We start from the raw sequence: 21897 nt of genomic DNA, 5'->3' as shown, positions 1-21897 counted from the left end.
TCTCTATTAATATGATTTTACCTAAATTTGCAAACATAAAGATACGACTTTCTTTAATACACACAAATTTTTTAATATTTGTATTTTGAGCACAACAAATTCGATTTTAGAAACAGCAAAAAGGACTTTACTTTCAGAAAGTAAGAGCATCGAAAACTTAGTAAATTATCTCGACGAAGACTTTGCAAAAAGTGTGAAGGAAATCTACAATTCAAAAGGAAGACTCGTAGTAACAGGCATTGGCAAAAGCGCCTTAATCGCCCAAAAGATAGTGGCTACTTTAAACTCTACCGGAACACCTTCTATGTTTTTACATGCTGCAGAAGCAGTTCATGGCGATTTAGGAATGGTCCAACCAGAAGACTGCATCATCTGCATTTCAAAAAGCGGAAACAGCCCTGAAATCAAAGTATTGGTTCCTTTGTTAAAACGTTTCGGCAATACGTTAATCGGAATGACCGCAGACAAAAATTCATTTCTAGGCAAAGAATCGCATTACATTTTACATGCTTATGTAGAAAGTGAAGCGTGTCCAAACAACCTAGCGCCTACCAACAGCACGACCGCTCAATTAGTGCTTGGCGATGCTTTAGCAGTGTGTTTAATGGAAATGCGTAATTTCAAAAGTGAAGATTTTGCAGTATACCATCCTGGAGGAGCTTTGGGTAAAAAACTATTGCTTCGCGTAAAAGATATGTTAGACACCACACACAAACCAATGGTTACTCCTGATGCGTCTATCAAAAAAGTAATCATGGAAATTTCTGAAAAAAGATTAGGGGTAACAGCCGTAGTCGAAAATAATACAGTAGTAGGAATTGTTACTGATGGAGACATTCGCCGCATGTTAAACAACCGGGATTCTTTTGCAGATTTAACGGCTCAGGACATCATGACCAAAAATCCAAAAAACATCCATTCCAACATCTTGGTTTCAGAAGCGTTGAATATTTTGGAAAACAACGCCATAACACAATTAGTAGTAATTGACGACAACGAATACAAAGGAATACTTCACTTACACGATATTTTAAAAGAAGGAATCGTATAATGGCAGAAAAAAACATGAAAGAGATGTCGTTCTTAGACCATCTCGAAGAATTGCGTTGGTTATTAGTAAGAAGCACCGTAGCCATCTTAATTGGAGCTACTGTAGCTTTCTTTTTTAGTGATTTTATATTTAATGACATCATCTTTGGACCTAAAAGTCCAGATTTCATTACGTACCAATTCTTTTGCGACTTATCAACCCAATTGAATATTTCGGAATCATTTTGCGTAAAAGAACTTCCTTTCGAAATACAAAATACAGACATCGAAGGACAAGTCTCTTTGTTAATTTGGACGTGTATTACGGCAGGATTTATCATAGCTTTCCCCTACATGCTCTTGCAATTGTGGAACTTTATTAGTCCCGCATTGTACGAAAAAGAAAAAAAATATGCGAAAGCATTTATCTTTGTTTCTTCCTTGTTGTTTTTCATGGGAATCTTATTTGGCTACTTCGTAATTGTCCCCATGTCCGTTAACTTTTTTGCTACCTTTAATGTAAGTCCAGAAATTAAAAACGATATTAACGTGCAGTCGTATATTGGAATGATAAAAACCTCGGTAATTGCATGTGGACTAATTTTTGAACTTCCAATAATCATATATTTCCTATCCAAAATCGGATTAATCACGCCTGAATTCCTAAGAAAATACAGAAAATACGCTATTGTACTCATTCTAATAGTAGCTGCTATTGCAACACCTCCTGATGTGGTGAGTCAAATAGTTGTATCAATACCCCTATTGGTTTTGTATGAAATAAGTATTTTTATAAGTGCTTTGGTAGTAAAAAACAAAGAAAAAGAAAAAGAAAAAGCAAATACATAAAAAATGGCAGATTTAGTTAAAGAATTCAATGACTATCGTTCTAAAATGAACGAAAAATTATTAGCAGACAACAACAAAGTAATCAAAAGAATCTTCAATGTAGACACTAATGCCTACACTGAGGGCGCTTTAGATGTTAAAACAAAAGAACTATTAGGCCTTGTAGCTTCTGCAGTGTTACGTTGTGATGACTGCATCAAATACCACTTGGAAACCGCTTACAAAAACGGAGTAAACAGAGAAGAAATGATGGAAGCCATGGGAATCGCCACCTTAGTAGGCGGAACCATCGTAATCCCTCATTTAAGAAGAGCATACGAGTTTTGGGAAGCTTTAGAAGAACAAAGTTCGAACTAACAAATTCCAAAATCGAAGTTAAAAGTAGTAGTTCGTTGAATGTTTTTTGTTTATTTGCAATGCAAATTCACTTCTAAACTCATAAACTTCTAAACTCATAAACTAAAAAAATGAAATTAAGAGCAGAAAATTTAGTTAAAACCTACAAAAAAAGAAGTGTAGTAAAAGGAATTTCCGTGGAAGTAAACCAAGGAGAAATCGTGGGTTTATTAGGACCTAATGGCGCCGGAAAAACCACATCGTTCTACATGATTGTAGGTTTAGTAAAACCAAATAGCGGTCATATCTACTTAGACGATATGGACATTACTAATTTTCCAATGTACAAAAGAGCACAACACGGAATTGGCTATTTGGCACAAGAAGCTTCTGTTTTTAGAAAATTGAGTATCGAAGACAACATTATGAGTGTACTACAATTAACCAACCTTTCAAAAGCCGAACAAGAAGCGAAAATGGAAGCGTTAATTGATGAATTTGCATTGCAACACATTCGTACCAACCGTGGCGATTTACTTTCAGGGGGCGAACGACGTCGTACCGAAATTGCACGTGCTTTAGCAACCGATCCAAAATTCATCTTATTAGACGAACCTTTTGCTGGGGTTGACCCTGTGGCGGTGGAAGACATCCAACGAATTGTAGCCCAATTAAAAAATAAAAACATCGGAATTTTAATTACCGACCATAACGTTCAAGAAACCTTAGCCATAACCGACAAAACCTACTTGATGTTTGAAGGAGGAATCCTAAAAGCTGGAAAACCAGAAGAATTAGCAGCTGACGAAGTAGTAAGAAGGGTGTACTTAGGCCAAAACTTCGAATTGCGTAAAAAGAAAATCGATTTTGAAGCTCCTAAAACCACCATCATCCACGGTAAAGGCGAATTGAATTTGAATAAAGAATAATTCTTTTGTAGCACTAAGTTTTATGATGTGCTGTGTTGTTCAAGAGATGCTTAATAGCATGACAAACGAAGCGCGTAGTCAAGGTAAACTATAAAATTACAACACCTAAACACAATACAAAGTAAAACTACTGCGTCTATGCGTTTGAATTAATTGCGCCCTTAGCGAAAAAACTTTGCGCCTTTGCGTTTAAAAAAATTATCGAATACACTTTAACAACAACCTATTCTTATCGCCATTAAAAATATTAATATCAACCATACCTTCTATACCGGCAATACGCGCCTTTTCAGTGAATTGCCAAAACATCCAATCAGGCTCTAAATGATTGCGCCAAAAATTATAATTGGCAATCCAAAGCGGATAATCCGAAAATTCTTTTTTCAAAAAATCATTGTAATAGCTTTCTCCAGAATAAATAATGGGCTTGACTTTATAATGCTGTTCTACCTTTTTCAACCAACGACGTAATCCTACTTTTAAACTATCAATCGACTGTGACTTGGGTAATTTTTCAATATCTAAAACAGGGGGTAAATCGCCTTTTTCTAGTGTTACATTTTTGATAAAGTTTTGGGCTTGCGCAATAGAATTTTCATTAGGACGATAATAGTGATAGGCGCCACGAATCAATTGGCGCTCTTTGGAAGCGACCCAATTAGCACGGAATCGGGTATCAATTTTATCTACTCCAGCAGTAGCGCGAATAAAAACAAAGGACAACTCAAACGATTCATCAAGGTGATAAGTCTGTTCCCAATCAATCTCACTTTGGTATTCCGAAACATCAAAACCAATAGCTTTATCATCGTGTTGGTGCAAAACTTCGTAAATTCGAATATCAACTAGCTTACGCTCCTTTTCAGACAGACGATCAAGGGTTTTATCTGTTTTGAAGCCCAAATAGTATAAAAATCCATCGCGAAATTGATAAACCCCAACTAAAACAAAAAGCAACATAACAAAAGAAATCAAATAGAAAACCCATTTCCCTTTGGTGGATTTCTTCTTTCTAACCGATTTTCTTCTGTAAGAAGTTGACGCCATTACACCTTAGAAACCGTTTTATTGCGGATAATAGAAATCAGTACATAACTGATAATAATCAATGGTATTGCAATAAATCCTAACACGACAAAAGACAACAACGAACCCACTAAAAATGAGATTTGCATTTTGTATTTCGCCCAAGTAAATTCTTTTATCTTAAGAGAAAATAACGGAATTTCTGCATTCAAAATATAAGCGCTAATAAATGTGATTACCAATAACACAAAAGGATTGTATAAAATAGCCGTCAAAGCTTCAAAATCATTCGCATACTGAATCATCGGAAGGCTCATAATAACCAAAGCATTTGCCGGTGTGGGCAACCCTATAAAAGAATCCGTTTGACGCGTATCGATGTTAAAATTCGCCAAACGATAACAAGAAGCTATCGTGATTAAAAAACCCAAATACGGTACAAATCCCATGTAAAACGTTTCTTCGGTTAACATATACTCAGGTTGGGTTTGCTGAATGTCTTCAAACAAGCGAAACATCATCAATCCTGGCACAACACCACAAGTCACCATATCAGCCAAAGAATCCAACTGAACGCCTAAAGGCCCAGCCACTTGAAATTTTCTAGCCAAAAATCCATCCCAAAAATCAAGAAAAATACCCAAACAGACAAAGATAAAAGCTTCATCATAGTAGCCTCTAAAAATAGCAATAATAGCTAATAAACCTGTAGACAAGTTCATTAAGGTAATAGCATTGGGAATGTGTTTTTTAATTTGCATACACTAATCTTTTAAAAAATCGAAATAACAGACTTTATAAATCTCAAAACAAAGGTAATACAATAAGTTAATACTTTTAGAGTTTACTATTTAAGAAATTTATTTCATCTTTGTAAAAAAATTGGCATTGAAAAAGACCACTTTATATTTTCTAATTTGCTTTAGCGGGTTGGCTTATGGTCAAACCGTTCGAAAATATTCCAATGAATTCATGAACATTGGAGTTGATGCAGCCGCTTTAGGAATGGCCAATGCAGTCGTTTCACACACGGGAGACGTAAACTCAGGCTATTGGAACCCAGCAGGTTTATTGAAATTAGAAGACAAACAATTTGCGCTAATGCATGCCAATTATTTTGCCAACATTGCGCAATACGATTATGCCGGTTTCGCTATGCCTATCGACGACCAAAGTGCAGTGGGAATTTCACTAATCCGCTTTGGTGTAGACGACATCTTAAATACAACGCAATTAATCGACAGCGAAGGAAACATCGACTACAACCGAATCTCGTTATTCTCTACAGCCGATTATGGTTTGACCGTTTCCTATGCCCGAAGCTTACCGATTGAAGGCTTAAATTACGGCGTAAATGCCAAAGTTATCCGAAGAATAATAGGCGATTTTGCCAATTCTTGGGGATTTGGATTGGATTTAGGTATACAATACATCAGCGATGACGAAGATTGGAAATTAGGTTTGATGATTCGCGACATCACAACCACTTACAATACCTGGACCATCAATCAAGAAAAATACGAGGAAATTGCAAATGCCATTCCTGGTGAAAATCAAGAATTGCCAGAAACAAGTGAAATTACGCTACCGAAAGCCCAACTAGGATTGTCAAAAAAATGGATCATTCGATACGATTACAGCGTGTTGGCCGCTACAAACCTAAACATGCAATTCACGAGAACCAATGATCTAATTTCAACCAATTCGGTGAGTATTGATCCTGCATTGGGGTTAGAATTTGGATATTTGGATTTAGTATTTATTAGAGCCGGAGTCGGAAACTTCCAACAAATCACCCAAATAGACAATTCAAAAAAATTAAGTTTCCAACCCAATATAGGATTGGGATTCAAATACAAAGGCATCCAAGTAGATTACGCTTTAACCGATTTAGGCGATCAAAGTGCTGCATTGTATTCGAATATTTTCTCCTTAAAAGTGGATTGGGAATTGTTTAGATAATGAGTAATAAGTATTTAGTTATAGGTAATAGGTCATAGCAAAAAAACCTGAAACCTGAAACCTGAAACTTGAAACCTGAAACAAAATACGGTATGACTAAAAAACTACTTTTAACACTTTCCATACTACTAAGCACCATTGCTTTTTCCCAAAACATGTCCCTTTCGGAAAAAGCAAAAGTCAGTATTTTAACCTGTGGATTAGGACCGGAATCGTATGCTATGTATGGACACACGGGTATTCGCATTCAAGACAGTACGATAGGATTAGATGTAGTGTACAATTATGGCGCTTTTGATTTTAGCACCCCTAATTTCATCGGAAAATTCGTTAAAGGCGACTTGCAATATTTTGTCACAAATGGCAGTTTTATCGATTTCTATTACAATTATCAAGCAGAAAATCGAGAAATTATCGAACAAGAAATAGCATTGAACCCATCACAAATCAACCTATTGTTCCAGCAACTGAATCACTCGGTTTACAGTGAAGAACGTTTTTACACCTACAAATTCATAGAGAGAAATTGCACTACAATGGTAGTCGATAAAATCAATGGAATTTTAGGAAACGAATACATCAAAGCCAATACTTCCAATCAATCCTACAGAGAAATGCTGTATCCTTACATGACCGATTTCTTCATGAAATTAGGAATTCAATTGATTTTTGGTACGAAAGTAGACGAACCAGCAACGCGATTATTTCTTCCTTACGAATTCAAAAATGCCATTTCAAAGACTAAAATCAATGGGGATGCAATTGAGAAAAGCAACAATAAAATACTAGAAGTCAGCAAGCCCCAAGGAACTTTCAATGGACTGAACTCCATCTACGCATTAATCACAATCCTACTAGTTTTAGTAGTGGCCAACAAAAAATGGATTCAAATCAGTTATTTTGTTTTCGCAGGAATATTGGGATTATTTTTCTCTTTGGTAGGAGCCTATTCAGTACACGAAGAAGTGTTATGGAACTACAATATTTTATTGTTCAATCCACTTTTGCTAGTATTCGCTTGGTATCTTAAAAAAGGAAACAAACACCAAATTAAGCGAATGGGACAAATCCTTTTGGCTATGTTGTTAGTATATCTAGCCTACATGACCACAAAAATCCACTTAGAAATCGTTTGGCCTTTCATCGCCTTACATTTGTATTGGATCGGAAAAATTGTGTTAGAGATTAAGAAATCTAATACAGCACACAATAAAACAGATACACCAAAATAAAACACCAATAAACTCAAAAGCAAAAACATAAATTTTAAACACTCCCAATCTCCCCGTCTCCCCGTCTCCTCGTCACCCAATCTCCTCATCTCCCTCACTACTGCCCCCTAAAGAACAAAACCGTACTCATGGTCTTCACTAAGATATCAATATCTAGAAAAATACTGCGATGCTTGATGTAATACAAATCGTAACGCAATTTCATCAAACTATCATCTAAACTAGAGCCATAAGGATGGTTCACTTGAGCCCAACCCGTTAAGCCAGGCTTGATGACATGTCTTGTTTGGTACAAAGGAATTACATTTGCAATTTGATTTACAAATATCGGACGTTCTGGTCTTGGTCCAATGATAGCCATATCTCCTTTTAAAACATTAATAAATTGAGGCAATTCGTCTAGTCTTGTTTTTCTCAAGAATTTACCAAAAGGAGTTATTCGACTGTCATTTAAAACAGCAAAAACAGCACCATTTTCTTCAGCATTTTTTACCATAGTACGCATTTTATAAATGGTAAAGGGAATACCGTTTTTTCCAACCCGTTCTTGTGTATAGAAAAAAGAGCCTTTGTTAGCAAAAAGATTAACAGCCCAAATAATAGGACTAATGGCAAAGAACCCCATTAATCCAATTAGTGAAAAAACAATATCTAAAATACGACTAAAATAAACATACAACTTATTTTGATTGCTTCTACTAAATGGAAAAAACTTATAAAATTCCCGATCATCAAAATGAATAGGCAAACGATAAGTACTATGCTCATAAACCTGACTATACTTCCGAATTACCACACCATTCTCCAAAAAGCGCAACAATTGATTGTACAAATCGGGAGACGTCATTTTATTCTTAACATGCGTAACTACTATTTCAGATATAAAATTTTTTCGAACAAACTCCTCCAACTCCGCTTCTGCCACAAGTGGAATTGAGCAAGACATAGGAGCTTTATCAACAGCAATAAACCCCATAATCTTGTAATGCGGATTAAACTTATTGAGTTCAGCTACTAAGACCTCCATTTCAGAACTCAACCCAATAAAAAGCACTTTCTTAACAAAACGATTAGAAGCCAGGAATTGAATGTACAAATACCTCCAGAGTAACAAAGAAAATAAAACCGAAAAAAAGAAAACCAAGATTTGCAAACGATTCGATGGCAAAACAGGCGTGTAAAAAGGCGTGAGTAAATAAAATAAAACAGTAACAGAGGTGGTCAAAACAACACTTCTCGTTATTTGCAACCATGAACTAGCATTTTGCAGGTGATACATCTCAAAGACAGTACCAAACAACATGAGATAAAGCGAAAAAACAAGTAAAGCAATAGGGCGCTGTAAAGTCATCACAAAATAGTCAATAACGAAAAAATGAGCAACAAAAAAGAAGGCGATGATCGGAAACAAAACATCCAATATTCGCAATAAAATTTTGCGCTCAGAAATTTCAAAATGAATATTCTTAAAAGAGTTCATAGTATCTAACTATTTTGCTGCAAAGTAAAGAATTTAAGATTATAGGGAAAAAGAAACATACTTTTTTTAGTAAAAATTAATTATTCAATAACATACTTCTAATAATACTAATCCAATCTTGGTAAATTTGAATACAACAAAACTAATATTCACGCGCCCTAATACCTATCATTACCCAAAGCCATTCGCGATAAGGCCATAGAAAATAACAAGGCAAAAATATTCATCAAACTATTTTGAATAGTGATAGGATAATTATAAAACAACTTGTCTTGCTTTAACATAGGAGACAGCGAATCAGTCTCGTCAAGGAGATGAGAAGTGATACTTGAATCAAAAAAATAGTACTCCAATAAATAATAAATACAATCCGTTAAATAATAAGAGATAAAACTTACCAATCCCAATAACACAATTTGATTTGTTTTGTTGTATTGAGGTTTACCAGACAGCAAGCGCTCATAATTGATTTTATTAACAATCGAAATGGAGGTGAAAGTCAACGCCATAAAAAAAAGCAAAGCAACAAAAAAAGCAGTAAAGGAAAAATAATGAAACGAACTCCTATCACCTTCAAACAGATAAACAAAATGAAACGTCAATATTGTTGAAATTAGCCCTACTATAAAACCTAACTTAACTAAAACTAAATTCTTTTTTAAAAACTTTTCCATAAGTGATATTTTATGCTTTGATCTTGATTTAATGTCGGTTTTCAAAATATGGTGTAAGAATTAAAAAACAAACAAATTAAAAAGCGAGAATGAATGAAACCCTCTTTCACAATGGGAATTAATAGCTAAAACCAAATCAGATTAAAATTTTTAAATAGTGACTATTCCTTATTGTAGCGAAGCACAAGAAGCCAATGCTTGCTAAGAACTGAAATACCTTTGTAAAATTGGAACCCAATAAGCCTTAGTAAAAAAATTATTTTCAACCAGAAAAACTATAACTATAAGATAAAGAATTAATTATAATCAAATATAAAGGAATTATTTATTAATTATTAATAAATATTTTACAAATAAAAGTAATTTTAAATCCCGCACAGAAGAAAAAAACAGGCTTATATCTCAGTTACTATACCCCTTCACTTTAGTAAATCCAACACCTTCCGCGTTCCTAAAACAACTTCAAGAACAAGTACAATTCCAAAAATTTCCCCAATTAGTAAAATCCGTGTTCCTAAAAATTCAACATTCAAAAAACTGAAACAAGATAAGTGTTCAGTAACAGTTTTCAGTCGCAGAGAAAATCCGTCCCCATCCATCTTCGCTTTAGCGAACCCTTCAACGCAAACAAAGAAAATCCGTTTCATCAGCGCTCCGCTAAGCGGACCCGTTTCATCCGCGTTCTAACAACTACGGCTTCGAGAACCTCAGCCTCCGTCATCCTCGTTCCAAAAACAAGTTCAAGAACAAGTACAACTTCAAGAACAAGTACAATTTCAAAAATTTCCCCAATTAGTAAAATCCGTGTTCCAAAAAATTCAACATTCAAAACCTGAAACAAGATAAGTTTTCAGTCGCAGAGAAAATCCGTCATCATCCGCCTCCGCTTTAGCGGACCTAAACCTAAAATTAAAATCAGCGCAAATCCAATAAATCCGAGTCATCCGCGTTCCTAAAACAACTTCAAGAACAAGTACAATTCCAAAAATTTCCCCAATTAGTAAAATCCGTGTTCCAAAAAATTCAACATTCAAAACCTGAAACAAGATAAGTTTTCAGTCGCAGAGAAAATCCGTCATCATCCGCCTCCGCTTTAGCGGACCTAAACCTAAAATTAAAATCAGCGCAAATCCAATAAATCCGAGTCATCCGCGTTCCTAAAACAATTTCAAGAACAAGTACAATTTCAAGAATAAATCCAAAAATTATAAAGATTACTCCAAAATTAAAATTTCAAAAATTACTCAAATTATAAAAATATGTGTTCCTAAAAATTCAACATTTAAAAACCTGAAACAAGATAAGTTTTCAGTCGCAGTTTTCAGTCGCAGAGAAAATCCGTCATCATCCGCCTCCGCTTTAGCGGACCCAAACCTAAAATTAAAATCAGCGCAAATCCAATAAATCCGAGTCATCCGCGTTCCTAAAACAACTTCAAGAACAAGTACAATTTCAAAAATTTCCCCAATTAGTAAAATCCGTGTTCCAAAAAATTCAACATTCAAAAACCTGAAACAAGATAAGTTTTCAGTCGCAGAGAAAATCCGTCATCATCCGCCTCCGCTTTAGCGGACCCAAACCTAAAATTAAAATCAGCGCAAATCCAATAAATCCGAGTCATCCGCGTTCCAAAAACCTAAAACCATAATAACTCCTCACCACTCACTTATCACCATTCACCACTCACTCCTCACTCCTCCCCATCAATTCCACCCACTTCTCCTTCACTACTTCCCAATCCAACTGCTCCACAAAACGACGTGCATTTGTAGCCATCTCAGTAGCTTGGTTGGGATTTTCGATCAATTGTACAACAGCCTGAACCATGGCAGAAACAGCACCATCAGGAACTAACAAAGCATTTTCGGTATCGGTTAACAAATAAGGAATACCCCCTACTTTAGTGCTGATTACTGGAAGTCCTAAGGCCATAGCCTCCATAACACTCACCGGAGTATTGTCAAAATGAGTAGTGTTGATAAAAATAGCGTGATCTTCTGATAGCTGTCCCCACTCAGATTTTGATAACTGACCCGTAAAACAAACCGAAACGCCTAACGAATTGGCATAATCTTGAGTAGTTTTTAAACTCCCATCTTTGTCGGGCCCTACCATAGTTAAGGCAGCTTCTGGATACTTTTCTTTTAATTGAGCCAACACATCAATTGCCATTTTAGGGTTATAAATTCCAGCAAAAGCACGTACCCAAAGGAGTTTGGGAGCAAAAGAAATTCGGGCTTTAAAGGGATAACGAGTTATTTCGATGGTATTAGGAATAAGCACTACATTAGAATAACCCGCCGTTTCAAAAGCGTGTTTTAAATACCCTGAAGGCGCAACATTTTGATAGGCATGAGCAAACAATAGCTGGCATAAGAAAGGGTTCCGTTGTAAACGCTGAGGCAAATTGCCTCCATGTAAAATAGGAAGATAAGGAACAGAAAACAGCCTAGCCAATTGACTCGAAAAAAAAGCATACCAAAAAGCGGTAGTACTATAGGTATCAATTAAAATATAAGACACGTGATTCCGATACACAAAAACCGCTCGTAACATATCGAGTAACCGCAAAACAAACGACTTTTGGTCAGAAGCATAGTGAATCACATACCCTTCTTGCTCAAGCTGAGGCCCAAGCGTTTCTATCGTAGTAGCATTGAAACCATGCTTACTTAGCCGATTCCCGAGGTACAGTAGTTGTATCATCTACAAATTGAACTTTTAATAAAGCTAAGGCATACACAAAAGCCGGAGCCGCCAAACGCATAGCGGCATGATTGATGGTCAGCAACCAAAAAATAAGAAAAGGGACGACAAATAAATTTTGTTTATTGCCCAAATACAAAAACAGAGGCGTTATGCCCAGTATCAATAAGGCAGCTATACCAAACATACCGTGTTCGGCTAACAAACGAGTAATTTCATTGTGAGAAGCAGCTACTATACCCGTCATTTCTTCCCGATATTCTTTGTTCTTCCCCACTCCAATACCCCAAACAGGATTATCTTTAAACATTTGCAATTCCGTTTTAGCGATGGTTTCCCGACCTCCTAAACGATCTGTTTTTTCTCGGCCTCGAGCATCTTTGTTGGCATAACGATTTTCAATCATACCGTCTGTTTGGATAATACTATACGTCCAAACAAAACCACCAAGGATAAAAGCACTGAGGGAAAGTACCACAATTAAATTTTTCGCTTTAGCAGTAGCAAACCAATACAAGACTAGAATAAAAGCAGCCATCATAGCTACAGCAGTAAAGACCCCACCACGAGAAAAGGTAACTATACCTCGAAATGAAGCAACAATCAGCAAGAACAAATGAAGGAGCTGTAGCTTTTTCGTTTTGGAATACAACACCAACAAAGCAAAAAAGCAAAACATACCCAATCCAAGAACCGTAGAAACTTGGTTGGGACCAAAACCACCCGAGGTCTCAAAATTGGATTGGGTACCCGTAATTACATCCCGTACAGAAGGCGTATACAAAAAAAGATAAGTCAAAAGCGATACGATGGGGAGTGCCATGGCTTTCAAAATATATTCAACATGCAATTGCGAAACCGAACGCTGATAACAATAAAAAGCACTCACAAAAAGCGTTACTTCGCCAAGAATATTAAATACTATTGCTTTTCGAATATTTGTGGCTTCTCCTAATACGTTAGCACCAATAATGATTCCGGGTATTAACAAAAGAAGAAAAACAATGTAAATAAAGGATTTTTTTGAAACCCCAGTATAATAGGCACCAAATAACAAAAAATAAATGACCAAATATTTGGTTTGTTCGTGGGAAAAGTTACCTTCAGTCATCCTCAACAATACTTCCGAACCTATGGCATAGGCTGCCAAAAACAAAGCTTCGTTATTTTTATTTTGGGTATTGACTAACAAAACGGTCCCAAGCAAAGGAAGTAACAATCCATAAATTTTAGATAAAAAAGGAAGTAAGTAAATAGCTAGCGCTAGCAATACATGCAAACCAACTATAAAAAGATAAGTGGGTTGTTTAGTCTTCATACATCCATTTTAAATACTCGGGAATAACGGCTGCTGTGCTATACGTCTGCTTAATGTGTTTTTGTAAGGCTTCGCCATATTCCTGACGTAAAGATACATTATTTATCAATTGCGACAAGTGATGGAAAAAGCTTACGCTATCGCCTTTGGGTACCAAAATACCATTTTGTTCTGTAAGAACTTGTCCAACCTCTCCTACTTGTGTGGCAACAACTGCAAGTCCCGCAAGCCCATATTCTAGGATGGAGACGGGCAAGCCTTCGGAATCTGAAGTTAAAACCCCAATGCTGCATTGCTTCAGAATACCTGATACTTCTTGCTGAGTTCCATAAATAAAAACATGGGATTCCAATTTCGTTTGAGAAAGTGTTGCTTTGAGTTGGTCCGAATAAGCATCTTGAAAATCCTTCCCTACCAAATGAAAAGTCCAGTCGGGATGAACTGCTTTCATACGTTGGGCTACTTCGAGAAGCATGCTGTGGTTTTTTTGAGGGCGTAAATTAGCCAAACAAACAATTCGTTTCCCTTCTTCCCCATGTAAAGAAATAGCAGGTAGCGAAGTAGCAGAGGGGATACCAACAAAATTAGGAAGGTACAATACCTGTTTACAAAACAAATGAGTCTGGGACCAGCTTTGCAAAGCATGATTGACTGTAATAATTCCTTTTACAAATTGACTAGCCACTTGTAAAGCGAATTTAGGACGACGATCCAATTGTTCGCTCCAACCATAATGATCGTGCCAAACAATCGTAAGAGTTGGAAAACGCAAGCGTAACAGAATGGCAAAAAATACAGAACTACTGTGCGCATGAACGTGAGTAATACGATGCTTCTTAATAAAATTACACAACAACCGATACGCTTTCACATCCAAAACCCGTTGGCGATGTAAATAAGCATATGCTACGTCTGGTGATAATTCAGCTTTCAAATTGCCTTCTGCACGAGTAGTAACAAGCGCACTAAAACCTGTACTCGCCTGTAAAGCATTTGCATAATTCACCGCCATGCGTTCCGCTCCACCTGCTTCAAGGCTATCAATAAGTTGCGCTATGCGTATTTCTTTTGGAGAAGCCAATAGAGTTTATCGTGTTAAGGATTAGACTGTAAAAATAGAAAAAATCAAAAGAAGAAATACAAAGAATACACAAATTCAACTTAAACATTACAAATGATACATCTCTAATGAACTTGCTTAAAATTTCCTCTTTAAGCCTGCAATACCACAAACAAGCTCAAGCCAACCATCATATAACACCAATTTTAAAGATTACTCCCAAATTTTTATAATCCGTGTTCCTAAAAATTCAACATTCAAAAAACTGAAACAAGATAAGTTTTCAGTCGCAGTTTTCAGTCGCAGAGAAAATCCGTCGTCATCCGTGTTACAAAATTTCAAAAATTTATTCCCAAATTAAAATTCCAAAAATTTCCCAAATTATTAAAATCTGTGTTCCTAAAAATTCAACATTCAAAAAACTGAAACAAGATAAGTTTTCAGTCGCAGTTTTCAGTCGCAGAGAAGATCAGTCATCATCTGCTTCCGCTTTAGCGGACCCAAACCTAAAATTAAAATCAGCGCAAATCCAATAAATCCGAGTCATCCGCGTTCCTAAAACGACTTCAAGAACAATTACAATTTCAAAGATTCCCCAAATTAGTAAAATCCGTGTTCCTAAACCTCAAAATGTATAACCAAATCAACCTCGCAACAATTTCATAATCTCCAACTCAAACTTATCTGTTGTAAATTGTCGCGACCAATTGAGCCCTTCAATAGCCATCCTTTGGTACTGCTCTTTATCTGATACTAATTTATAGATCTTATTCACATCCGCTTCTAATCGTTCCGTGAGCAGTAAACCTCTACTCCCGTTCCCCATCATATACGCCACACAAGAAACCGGCGACGCTATAGGAACACAGCCCCAAAACATGGCTTCGGCTACCACTTTAGGCCACCCCTCGCTTTTGGAAGGTAAAATCAAAAAGTGGCTGGATTGATACGCATGTAAAATCGTTTCCTTACTTTGATTGCCGTGTAACGTCACGATAGCCTCTAAATGGTTTTGAGCTAAATACCTTTCTAGTTCTTGACGCATTTCGCCTTCTCCATACACCTCCAGTTGGACTTTTTCCCCTTGTTGGTGCAAGGCTTCCACTAATTGAATGGCGTAAAGCGGTTGCTTCCCTTTGGACAAGGTGCCAACAAATAAAAAAGAAGTTGAAGGCAAATTAATCTCTATTTTGTCAAGTCGAGCGGAGTCGAAACTGTTTTCATTAGTTCTCGACTTCGCTGCAAGTGACAATTGGTTCTGAATTCTAAATTCTGAATTCTGAATTTCATCTTCACTGTAAGTAGCCGTAAAAAACGGTTTCACATTCTTAGTCTGATTCGGCCATTCCCCATACACCAAAACCTGCATGTTTTTAGTTAAAAAGGGATTCGACAAAATCAATTGCTGCAGGCGATAACTCCAAGGTTGCTTACTCTTAGGGTCCCAATTACCAGCATACTTGGCCGTCTTTTTCTTTTTAGGAAATAAAATCTGAACCAAAGCCCCTAACAAACCCATGTTCCCCGGGCAACGTAAGTGAATGTGATCCGCTTGTTGCATTGCTTGATATATTTTTACCATAGCTACTAACGCCCTTGGAAACGCTTTGAGTTGATTGAAAAAGGAGGTGAGATCAAATTCGGGTACCTTGACAAAACGAAAAGGAGAATTGGTTACATACGATTCATGAATAGGAGTCAATGATTCTTGTACCAATGGAGCCACTACAACTACCTCATCTACATAGCGCAACCAAATATTCATCTCTCGAACATAAGGGGCATAACCAAAGTACTCATGGTTTACCTTGATATGCGGAACATGGGTTATAATTAAAAGTTTCATTTTAAATTCTTTAAGATATTTTCTATGTAAGAATTTGGAAAAAGATACTTTTCACTCCAATTTTTATTATTCAATCCCATCTGCTTATACTTATCATCTTCTAATAAAAAATCTATTTTTTCTGGTAATTCTTCAAAAGATGCTCTATTAGTTAAAACCATATAATTTTTACCTTCGTAAAAATCACTAATATAGACATTTAAAGGAGTAGTAATAACCGCTTTACCCAACATTAAGTACTCACCTATTTTCCATCCTGCTGAATCTTTTAACCCATCATCAGCTATGCAAATGTCTGCTTTTAATAATTCTTCTAAATATGCTTTTTTAGACAAAACTTTTGAATTAAAAATAAGCTCAGGGCATAATTTTCGTGCCAATTCAGAATCAAAAACACCCACAAAAGAATTTTTATAATTTGCTTTAATTATTCTACACGCATTTATTCTAAAAAAATTTTGACGCTCTCGTCTTATTTTTTCCTCCTCATCATTTGTGTTTTTTGGATCCCATAGTCTGGTACAGAAAATAACTCTTCCATTATTAGCTGTTGAACTATTTTTAAATTTTGATAAAAGCATTGAAAAATGAGACATATTGGTAATCTTTAGAAAATCTATAGCTCTAGAAAATTCTACTTTACTCTGTTTTATAAAATTAAAATCTAAAGGCATCTTCAAAGCCATTTTATAGGGATGGTAAGCAAAATTAACTTGAAAATTTAAAGGGAAAATATTATGTCTCATGTGTTCCCTTTTTAATGATCTTTTATAATAAAAATCATATTTTTCTGGCATATCCGAAAAATGAAAATCATCTGAATAATCCAAATAAGCAATCTTTTCATTGTATTTTATGACAATACCTACAGATGATAAAGATTCATTTATTTTTACTTTAAAAACCATTCTATTCGATTCACAATAAAGCAATAATGAATACATAAAATGATTATGATGTGATGTCCACTGTTTTATTTCAATGTTTATCATTTAAACTAATTAATAACAAAGTGTAGAAAATTATCTTACTCTCTTCTATTTAAATTAAAAAGTAAAGATACAATTAACCTGAATTAAAAACATCATTACCGTTTATAAAATTCTTTTAACTCTTGAATAACATCTTGTAGTTCTAAGCCTTGATCTCTGCAAAACTCTTTTACAGTTATTTTTTGGTGTTTCAACTTGTTGTTTTTCTTTTTAATTACTCTAACTACTTTTCTGGCATAGCTGGAGCTTCCTCCTAAAATAATTTGTACCTCTTTTGGAGTCATAATAATTCTTGACATAATTTTTAATTTTTGTTTTTAATACTTAACTTATATTTCAAAATAAACACGTGTTTCTTTTTAAATGTGTTACGTGAAAACTTTTACTTTCAAAGTTTTACAACACAATAGTACTTTATTGATCATTCCCAAAATAAGACACTTCATTTTATCCATTCTTTTTTGCTACATAATTCAACAAAGTAAAACCAACCCTTTTTATAATGTTGTGACATGAAACAAATTGTACTTCGCAAACTTAAATTGAAGCCTTTTAAAAAAATAGGACACTTCATTCTATCCATTCTATTTTGCTACATAATTCAACAAAGTAAAACCAACCCTTTTTATAATGTTGTGACATGAAACAAATTGTACTTCGCAAACTTAAATTGAAGCCTTTTAAAAAAATAGGACACTTCATTCTATCCATTCTATTTTGCTACATAATTCAACAAAGTAAAACCAACCCATTTTATAATGTTGTGACATGAAACAAATTATACTTCGCAAACTTAAATTGAAGCCTTTTAAAAAAATAGGACACTTCATTCTATCCATTCTATTTTGCTACATAATTCAACAAAGTAAAACCAACCCATTTTATAATGTTGTGACATGAAACAAATTTTATATGGTTACTCTCGGGATATGTACGGGATATGTACGGGATATGTATGGAACATCTATGGGAGACCAATGGATTAAATGATAACATAAGGAGGCTGTAACACAAAGTTTCGCAAAGTTTTTACACGAATTAACACGAAGTGTATTAGAAATGAGTAGAGTTGCAATGCCTTTTTATAAGGAATTACAATTTAGCTAACACTGAAAGAAAAGTCTAGTAAATTCGAATTAATAAATTTTGATTACCAATTTTAACGGTTATAATGTTACAAAATGGAACAAAACAGCACATTTGAGCGCAAACGGAACTCATTCTTTTTTTGATTGAAAAAGTTGTTCTAGTTTTGAAATCGAAATCAAGGCGCCTGATTTACAAAACATTTTATAAATCTTTAAAAAAAGAAAATTATGGCAAAGCAACAGTCATTTTTAAAAGTAGCGGGAACGCTAGAGGGTCTAACTTTTTATAAAAGTGTAGACGGGCACTTGGTACGCACCAAGGGAGGGGTTTCAAAAGGGAGAATCATGAATGATCCTGCCTATATTAGAACACGTGAGAATATCGCCGAATTTGGTTCAACGGCACAGTCTGGTAAGTTATTGCGCAATGCAATTGGTACTATGTTAAATCGTGCCAAAGATCCTCGTATGAGTAGTCGCATGATGGGTATTTTGAGTAAAGTCCGACAATTAGATAGCAGTTCTGCTCGTGGTGAACGCATAGTTAGTGAGGGACTAGCTACAATTAATGGCAAACAATTATTGAAGGGTTTTGATTTCAATAATCGGGCTGCCTTACAAGCTGTATTCCATGCTCCTTTTAGTTTAGACACCACAACTGGAGTTGTTACGATTGAAAATTTAGTTCCCACAGATCAGTTACAAGTTCCTGAAGGAGCTACTCATGTAGCTTTTCGTAGTGCCTTTATTAAGTTAGATTTTAGTACGGGAGATTATAATGCTCAATATAGTCCTGTAGTGAATACATTACTAAACATGAGTCCAAGTACTATTACGTTAACTCCCGCAGGAGTACCAACTGGTAGTGGGACGCAATTTTACTTGTTACTAATTGAATTTTTTCAAGAAGTGAATGGGGAGCAATACCCCTTACGAAATGGAGCGTTTAATGTATTGAACTTGATTGATGTGGTATAATCCCGTTTTTCTTAAAAGAGCCTCAACTTTGTTGGGGCTTTTTGTTTTATAACCACAAGGTACAAAGGCTTGCACTAAGCACACAGTGTTATTTTAAACAATTTGGAAAAAATAAGGGCAATTGTTTTCGCTTTGCTTAAAGATTGACCTACTTTGTAGGAGATTCCTACTTTGGCGGAATGACAAATTCAAGGGCAAGTTCAAAAAACAACTTGAAACTTGAAACGAAAATTTTAAACCATATAATCTACCTGGATAACGTTTAAAAGTAAATAAAAGATTTTTGAGATTTCTTCAATCTGTGTTCCTAAAAAATCAAGGGCAAGGACAAGGACAGGGACAACTTCAAACTTGAAACTTGAAACTTGAAACTTGAAACTAAACCCTAGGTGCCTTCCAAAACAACGAAAACCACCCCACAACTCTCCCTAAAGTCTCCGTAAAGGCTTCTTTTCTCTTTGGAGTAGTAATCACATTAGTAGCTCGAATGCCTGTTAATAATAAAGTTATCGCATGCCATTTGAATCGTGCCGATAAAGAAGGGTTCGGATTTTTAACCCGCCATACATACCAACCATTACGAACCACCATTTTGCCATAAGCGTATTGGTTCGGGCGACCTGCAGCATCGTGGTGATGTTCTAATTGAGCAGCCGTATTCAAATACAATTGCCCTACTTTAGAAACGCGCAAAGTAAAATCCGCATCTTCATACAAACCATAGCCTTCAAAATAAGTAGAAAATTGAAACGACTCGAAAACAGTTTTTCGAAAAGAAGAAACTCCTCCCATTAACTGTTCCACAGGATAAACTTTACCCGAAGGAGGTAAAAACCCAACACTACGACCATGAGAAAACGCAGGAGAGCAACCAGGCGGTTCATCACTATCCAAACCTAACTTTTTACGCCAAACAAAACGCGAACCATCTTTGCGTTTCCATCCATCATAATAAAACTCATTAACTTTAGCTATATAATTAACTCCTACGTGCTGCCATATAACTTCATTCGTTATATATCCTCCAACACCTAAAGCTTCTGGATAGTCTTGATAAGTTTGAATAATCGCTTCAAAATATGTAGGCGCTAAAACCGTATCATCATCCAAAAAACAAACCACCTCACTAGCTTCAGAAACTCTTGAAATCCCATAATTGCGCTGTTTCGTCAACCCTCTATCTTTATCTTCTACTTTAAAATACTTCAAATTGGGAAAAGAATGTTGACTCAGCATTTCTTTGGTGAAATCATCAGGCGAACCATCCACAATTAGAATCTCATGAGGATATAGTGTTTGTTGCTTTACAGATTGAAGTAAAGTGAGTAATGCTTGAGGGCGCTTATAGGTACAAATGATGAGACTAAAGTTCATGTTTATTTTGATAAATCTTTGAAATCGAAATGAAATAATTTTGCCGATTTAGCGTATTTAAAGCCAAAGTTCTATTTTGTAATTGTATATTTTTAAGCTCATCAATTGAATGGGAATTATGAAAATCAATAATTTTTTGAATGAAATTATTTTTAGTACAAATAATACAATGGGCATTCCAATTTATTTCTTTGTGAAAGGGTAAACGAACATCGGTATCAATCAAAATAGGTATTCTACCCATCATTAACGTTTCATAAAATCGAACTGAAAAATTCCCCGAACCACGCAAACAAAATGTATACAAATTACGCTCTATATTTTCATAGAACTCTAAGGTGGTTTTTACTTTTTGTGATTCTGAAGTAGCACCCGCTCTATATTTATTTCTATATACAAAATCCGCAAGAATCATTTCTGATGCTTTTATTTTTTCTAAAAGCCGAAAACGAATACTACTTGATGGAAAAAAAACTTGATGATCTGTAAAATCTTTTTTCAAAAACCGATTTAGCGTTTGTTTAAAGTAAATTAACAACTCCTTTACCCATTTTACAAATGAGCCATCTGCATTTCCAACAAAACCAACAGATGGTTTAATGGTTTTATTTATCGGTTGCCATTCTTTTGATAATATAGTGTGATAAGGATCATTAATAAAGGAAGGCATAACAAAAGTGTTAGCATTCATTTTACTATGAAAGCCACCTAGTCTAAACGTAATTACCTCATCAGAAAACGAAGTGCCAAAATCGCCCGCACTATATACCCATACCTTTTTATCTTGTTTTTTTGCTGAAGCTATAAACAAATTCATTTCGTGCTTTCTTTTACTATGTAAATAATACCCAAGATCTACAGGTAAAATACACACATCGGCTGCTTCAATAGTATCAACAAAGATAAAATACTCCTTAACTTTTGGATTCTCTAAATAAAACCAATCAAAAAGAAGTGGAAAAACACGACTGCGATTTTCTGGAGTTAATTGGGTAATATCTGTGTAAAATTTAAGCAT

At 35.3% G+C, this 21897-nt stretch carries 19 protein-coding genes; 7 read left to right on the top strand and 12 right to left on the bottom strand.

Annotated elements, in window-relative coordinates:
* The first annotated feature begins 85 nt into the window (after positions 1-85).
* From NAT47_RS04990 to lptB, 4 genes are all read left to right on the top strand, one after another.
* On the top strand, positions 86-1051 hold the full coding sequence (locus NAT47_RS04990) for a KpsF/GutQ family sugar-phosphate isomerase (RefSeq protein ID WP_250580937.1): 966 nt from the start codon (positions 86-88) through the stop codon (positions 1049-1051).
* Positions 1051-1878, top strand: a complete 828-nt coding sequence (tatC, locus tag NAT47_RS04985; protein WP_250580929.1) for a twin-arginine translocase subunit TatC — start codon at positions 1051-1053, stop codon at positions 1876-1878. The genes NAT47_RS04990 and tatC overlap by 1 nt, the downstream gene beginning before the upstream one ends.
* 3 nt (positions 1879-1881) lie before the next feature.
* Complete coding sequence (locus NAT47_RS04980; protein WP_250580927.1) at positions 1882-2235, top strand: carboxymuconolactone decarboxylase family protein; 354 nt, start codon at positions 1882-1884, stop codon at positions 2233-2235.
* 110 nt (positions 2236-2345) lie between these two features.
* Positions 2346-3143, top strand: a complete 798-nt coding sequence (lptB, locus tag NAT47_RS04975; RefSeq protein WP_250580925.1) for an LPS export ABC transporter ATP-binding protein — start codon at positions 2346-2348, stop codon at positions 3141-3143.
* Between the two features lie 198 nt (positions 3144-3341).
* On the opposite strand, the gene NAT47_RS04970 is transcribed toward lptB, so the two are convergent.
* Positions 3342-4190, bottom strand: a complete 849-nt coding sequence (locus NAT47_RS04970) for a glycoside hydrolase family 25 protein (RefSeq protein WP_250580916.1) — start codon at positions 4188-4190, stop codon at positions 3342-3344.
* Positions 4190-4930 carry a CDP-alcohol phosphatidyltransferase family protein gene (locus NAT47_RS04965; protein ID WP_250580914.1) on the bottom strand — a complete coding sequence of 247 codons (741 nt, stop codon included), beginning with the start codon at positions 4928-4930 and terminating at the stop codon, positions 4190-4192. The genes NAT47_RS04970 and NAT47_RS04965 overlap by 1 nt, the downstream gene beginning before the upstream one ends.
* 127 nt (positions 4931-5057) lie before the next feature.
* Here NAT47_RS04965 and NAT47_RS04960 point away from each other — a divergent pair, with 127 nt between their 5' ends.
* Together NAT47_RS04960 and NAT47_RS04955 are read left to right on the top strand one after the other, a co-directional pair.
* Entirely contained in the window at positions 5058-6131 is a 1074-nt protein-coding gene (locus tag NAT47_RS04960; RefSeq protein ID WP_456298674.1) for a putative type IX sorting system protein PorV2, read from the top strand.
* A 92-nt stretch (positions 6132-6223) separates the two neighbouring features.
* On the top strand, positions 6224-7363 hold the full coding sequence (locus NAT47_RS04955; protein ID WP_250580912.1) for a lipoprotein N-acyltransferase Lnb domain-containing protein: 1140 nt from the start codon (positions 6224-6226) through the stop codon (positions 7361-7363).
* 97 nt (positions 7364-7460) lie between these two features.
* Here NAT47_RS04955 and NAT47_RS04950 read toward each other — a convergent pair whose 3' ends face one another.
* The 8 genes from NAT47_RS04950 to NAT47_RS04915 all read right to left on the bottom strand — a co-directional run bounded on the left by NAT47_RS04950 (position 7461) and on the right by NAT47_RS04915 (position 17738).
* Positions 7461-8843 (bottom strand): exopolysaccharide biosynthesis polyprenyl glycosylphosphotransferase, encoded by a 1383-nt coding sequence (locus NAT47_RS04950; protein WP_250580910.1) that lies wholly within the window; start codon positions 8841-8843, stop codon positions 7461-7463.
* A gap of 158 nt (positions 8844-9001) precedes the next feature.
* A complete protein-coding gene (locus NAT47_RS04945) occupies positions 9002-9517 on the bottom strand; it encodes a hypothetical protein (protein WP_250580881.1) in 516 nt (171 codons plus the stop codon).
* 1683 nt (positions 9518-11200) lie between these two features.
* Positions 11201-12223, bottom strand: a complete 1023-nt coding sequence (locus NAT47_RS04940) for a glycosyltransferase family 4 protein (protein WP_250580879.1) — start codon at positions 12221-12223, stop codon at positions 11201-11203.
* Entirely contained in the window at positions 12186-13541 is a 1356-nt protein-coding gene (locus NAT47_RS04935; protein ID WP_250580877.1) for an O-antigen ligase family protein, read from the bottom strand. The genes NAT47_RS04940 and NAT47_RS04935 overlap by 38 nt, the downstream gene beginning before the upstream one ends.
* Entirely contained in the window at positions 13531-14622 is a 1092-nt protein-coding gene (locus tag NAT47_RS04930; RefSeq protein ID WP_250580875.1) for a glycosyltransferase, read from the bottom strand. The genes NAT47_RS04935 and NAT47_RS04930 overlap by 11 nt, the downstream gene beginning before the upstream one ends.
* Before the next feature lie 622 nt (positions 14623-15244).
* Entirely contained in the window at positions 15245-16447 is a 1203-nt protein-coding gene (locus NAT47_RS04925) for a glycosyltransferase family 4 protein (protein WP_250580873.1), read from the bottom strand.
* The gene (locus tag NAT47_RS04920; RefSeq protein WP_250580871.1) at positions 16444-17439 is read right to left on the bottom strand and encodes a glycosyltransferase; all 996 of its coding nucleotides are present in this window, start codon (positions 17437-17439) and stop codon (positions 16444-16446) included. Before NAT47_RS04920 ends, NAT47_RS04925 begins: the two co-directional genes overlap by 4 nt.
* Positions 17440-17534: 95 nt before the next feature.
* Positions 17535-17738, bottom strand: coding sequence for a hypothetical protein (locus NAT47_RS04915; RefSeq protein ID WP_250580869.1), 204 nt, complete (start codon positions 17736-17738; stop codon positions 17535-17537).
* A gap of 1134 nt (positions 17739-18872) precedes the next feature.
* Here NAT47_RS04915 and NAT47_RS04910 point away from each other — a divergent pair.
* Positions 18873-19505: a hypothetical protein gene (locus NAT47_RS04910; protein WP_250580867.1), complete on the top strand. Its 633-nt coding sequence runs from the start codon at positions 18873-18875 to the stop codon at positions 19503-19505.
* Between the two features lie 378 nt (positions 19506-19883).
* On the opposite strand, the gene NAT47_RS04905 is transcribed toward NAT47_RS04910, so the two are convergent.
* Both NAT47_RS04905 and NAT47_RS04900 read right to left on the bottom strand, forming a co-directional pair.
* Positions 19884-20879 (bottom strand): glycosyltransferase family 2 protein, encoded by a 996-nt coding sequence (locus NAT47_RS04905; RefSeq protein ID WP_250580865.1) that lies wholly within the window; start codon positions 20877-20879, stop codon positions 19884-19886.
* A complete protein-coding gene (locus NAT47_RS04900; RefSeq protein WP_250580863.1) occupies positions 20869-21897 on the bottom strand; it encodes an exostosin domain-containing protein in 1029 nt (342 codons plus the stop codon). The genes NAT47_RS04905 and NAT47_RS04900 overlap by 11 nt, the downstream gene beginning before the upstream one ends.

The organism is Flavobacterium fragile (genome assembly GCF_023634865.1).
Lineage (GTDB): Bacteria > Bacteroidota > Bacteroidia > Flavobacteriales > Flavobacteriaceae > Flavobacterium > Flavobacterium fragile.
The sequence above is the reverse complement of the archived record's forward strand: the minus strand, read 5'-3'. Positions and strand labels throughout refer to the sequence as shown.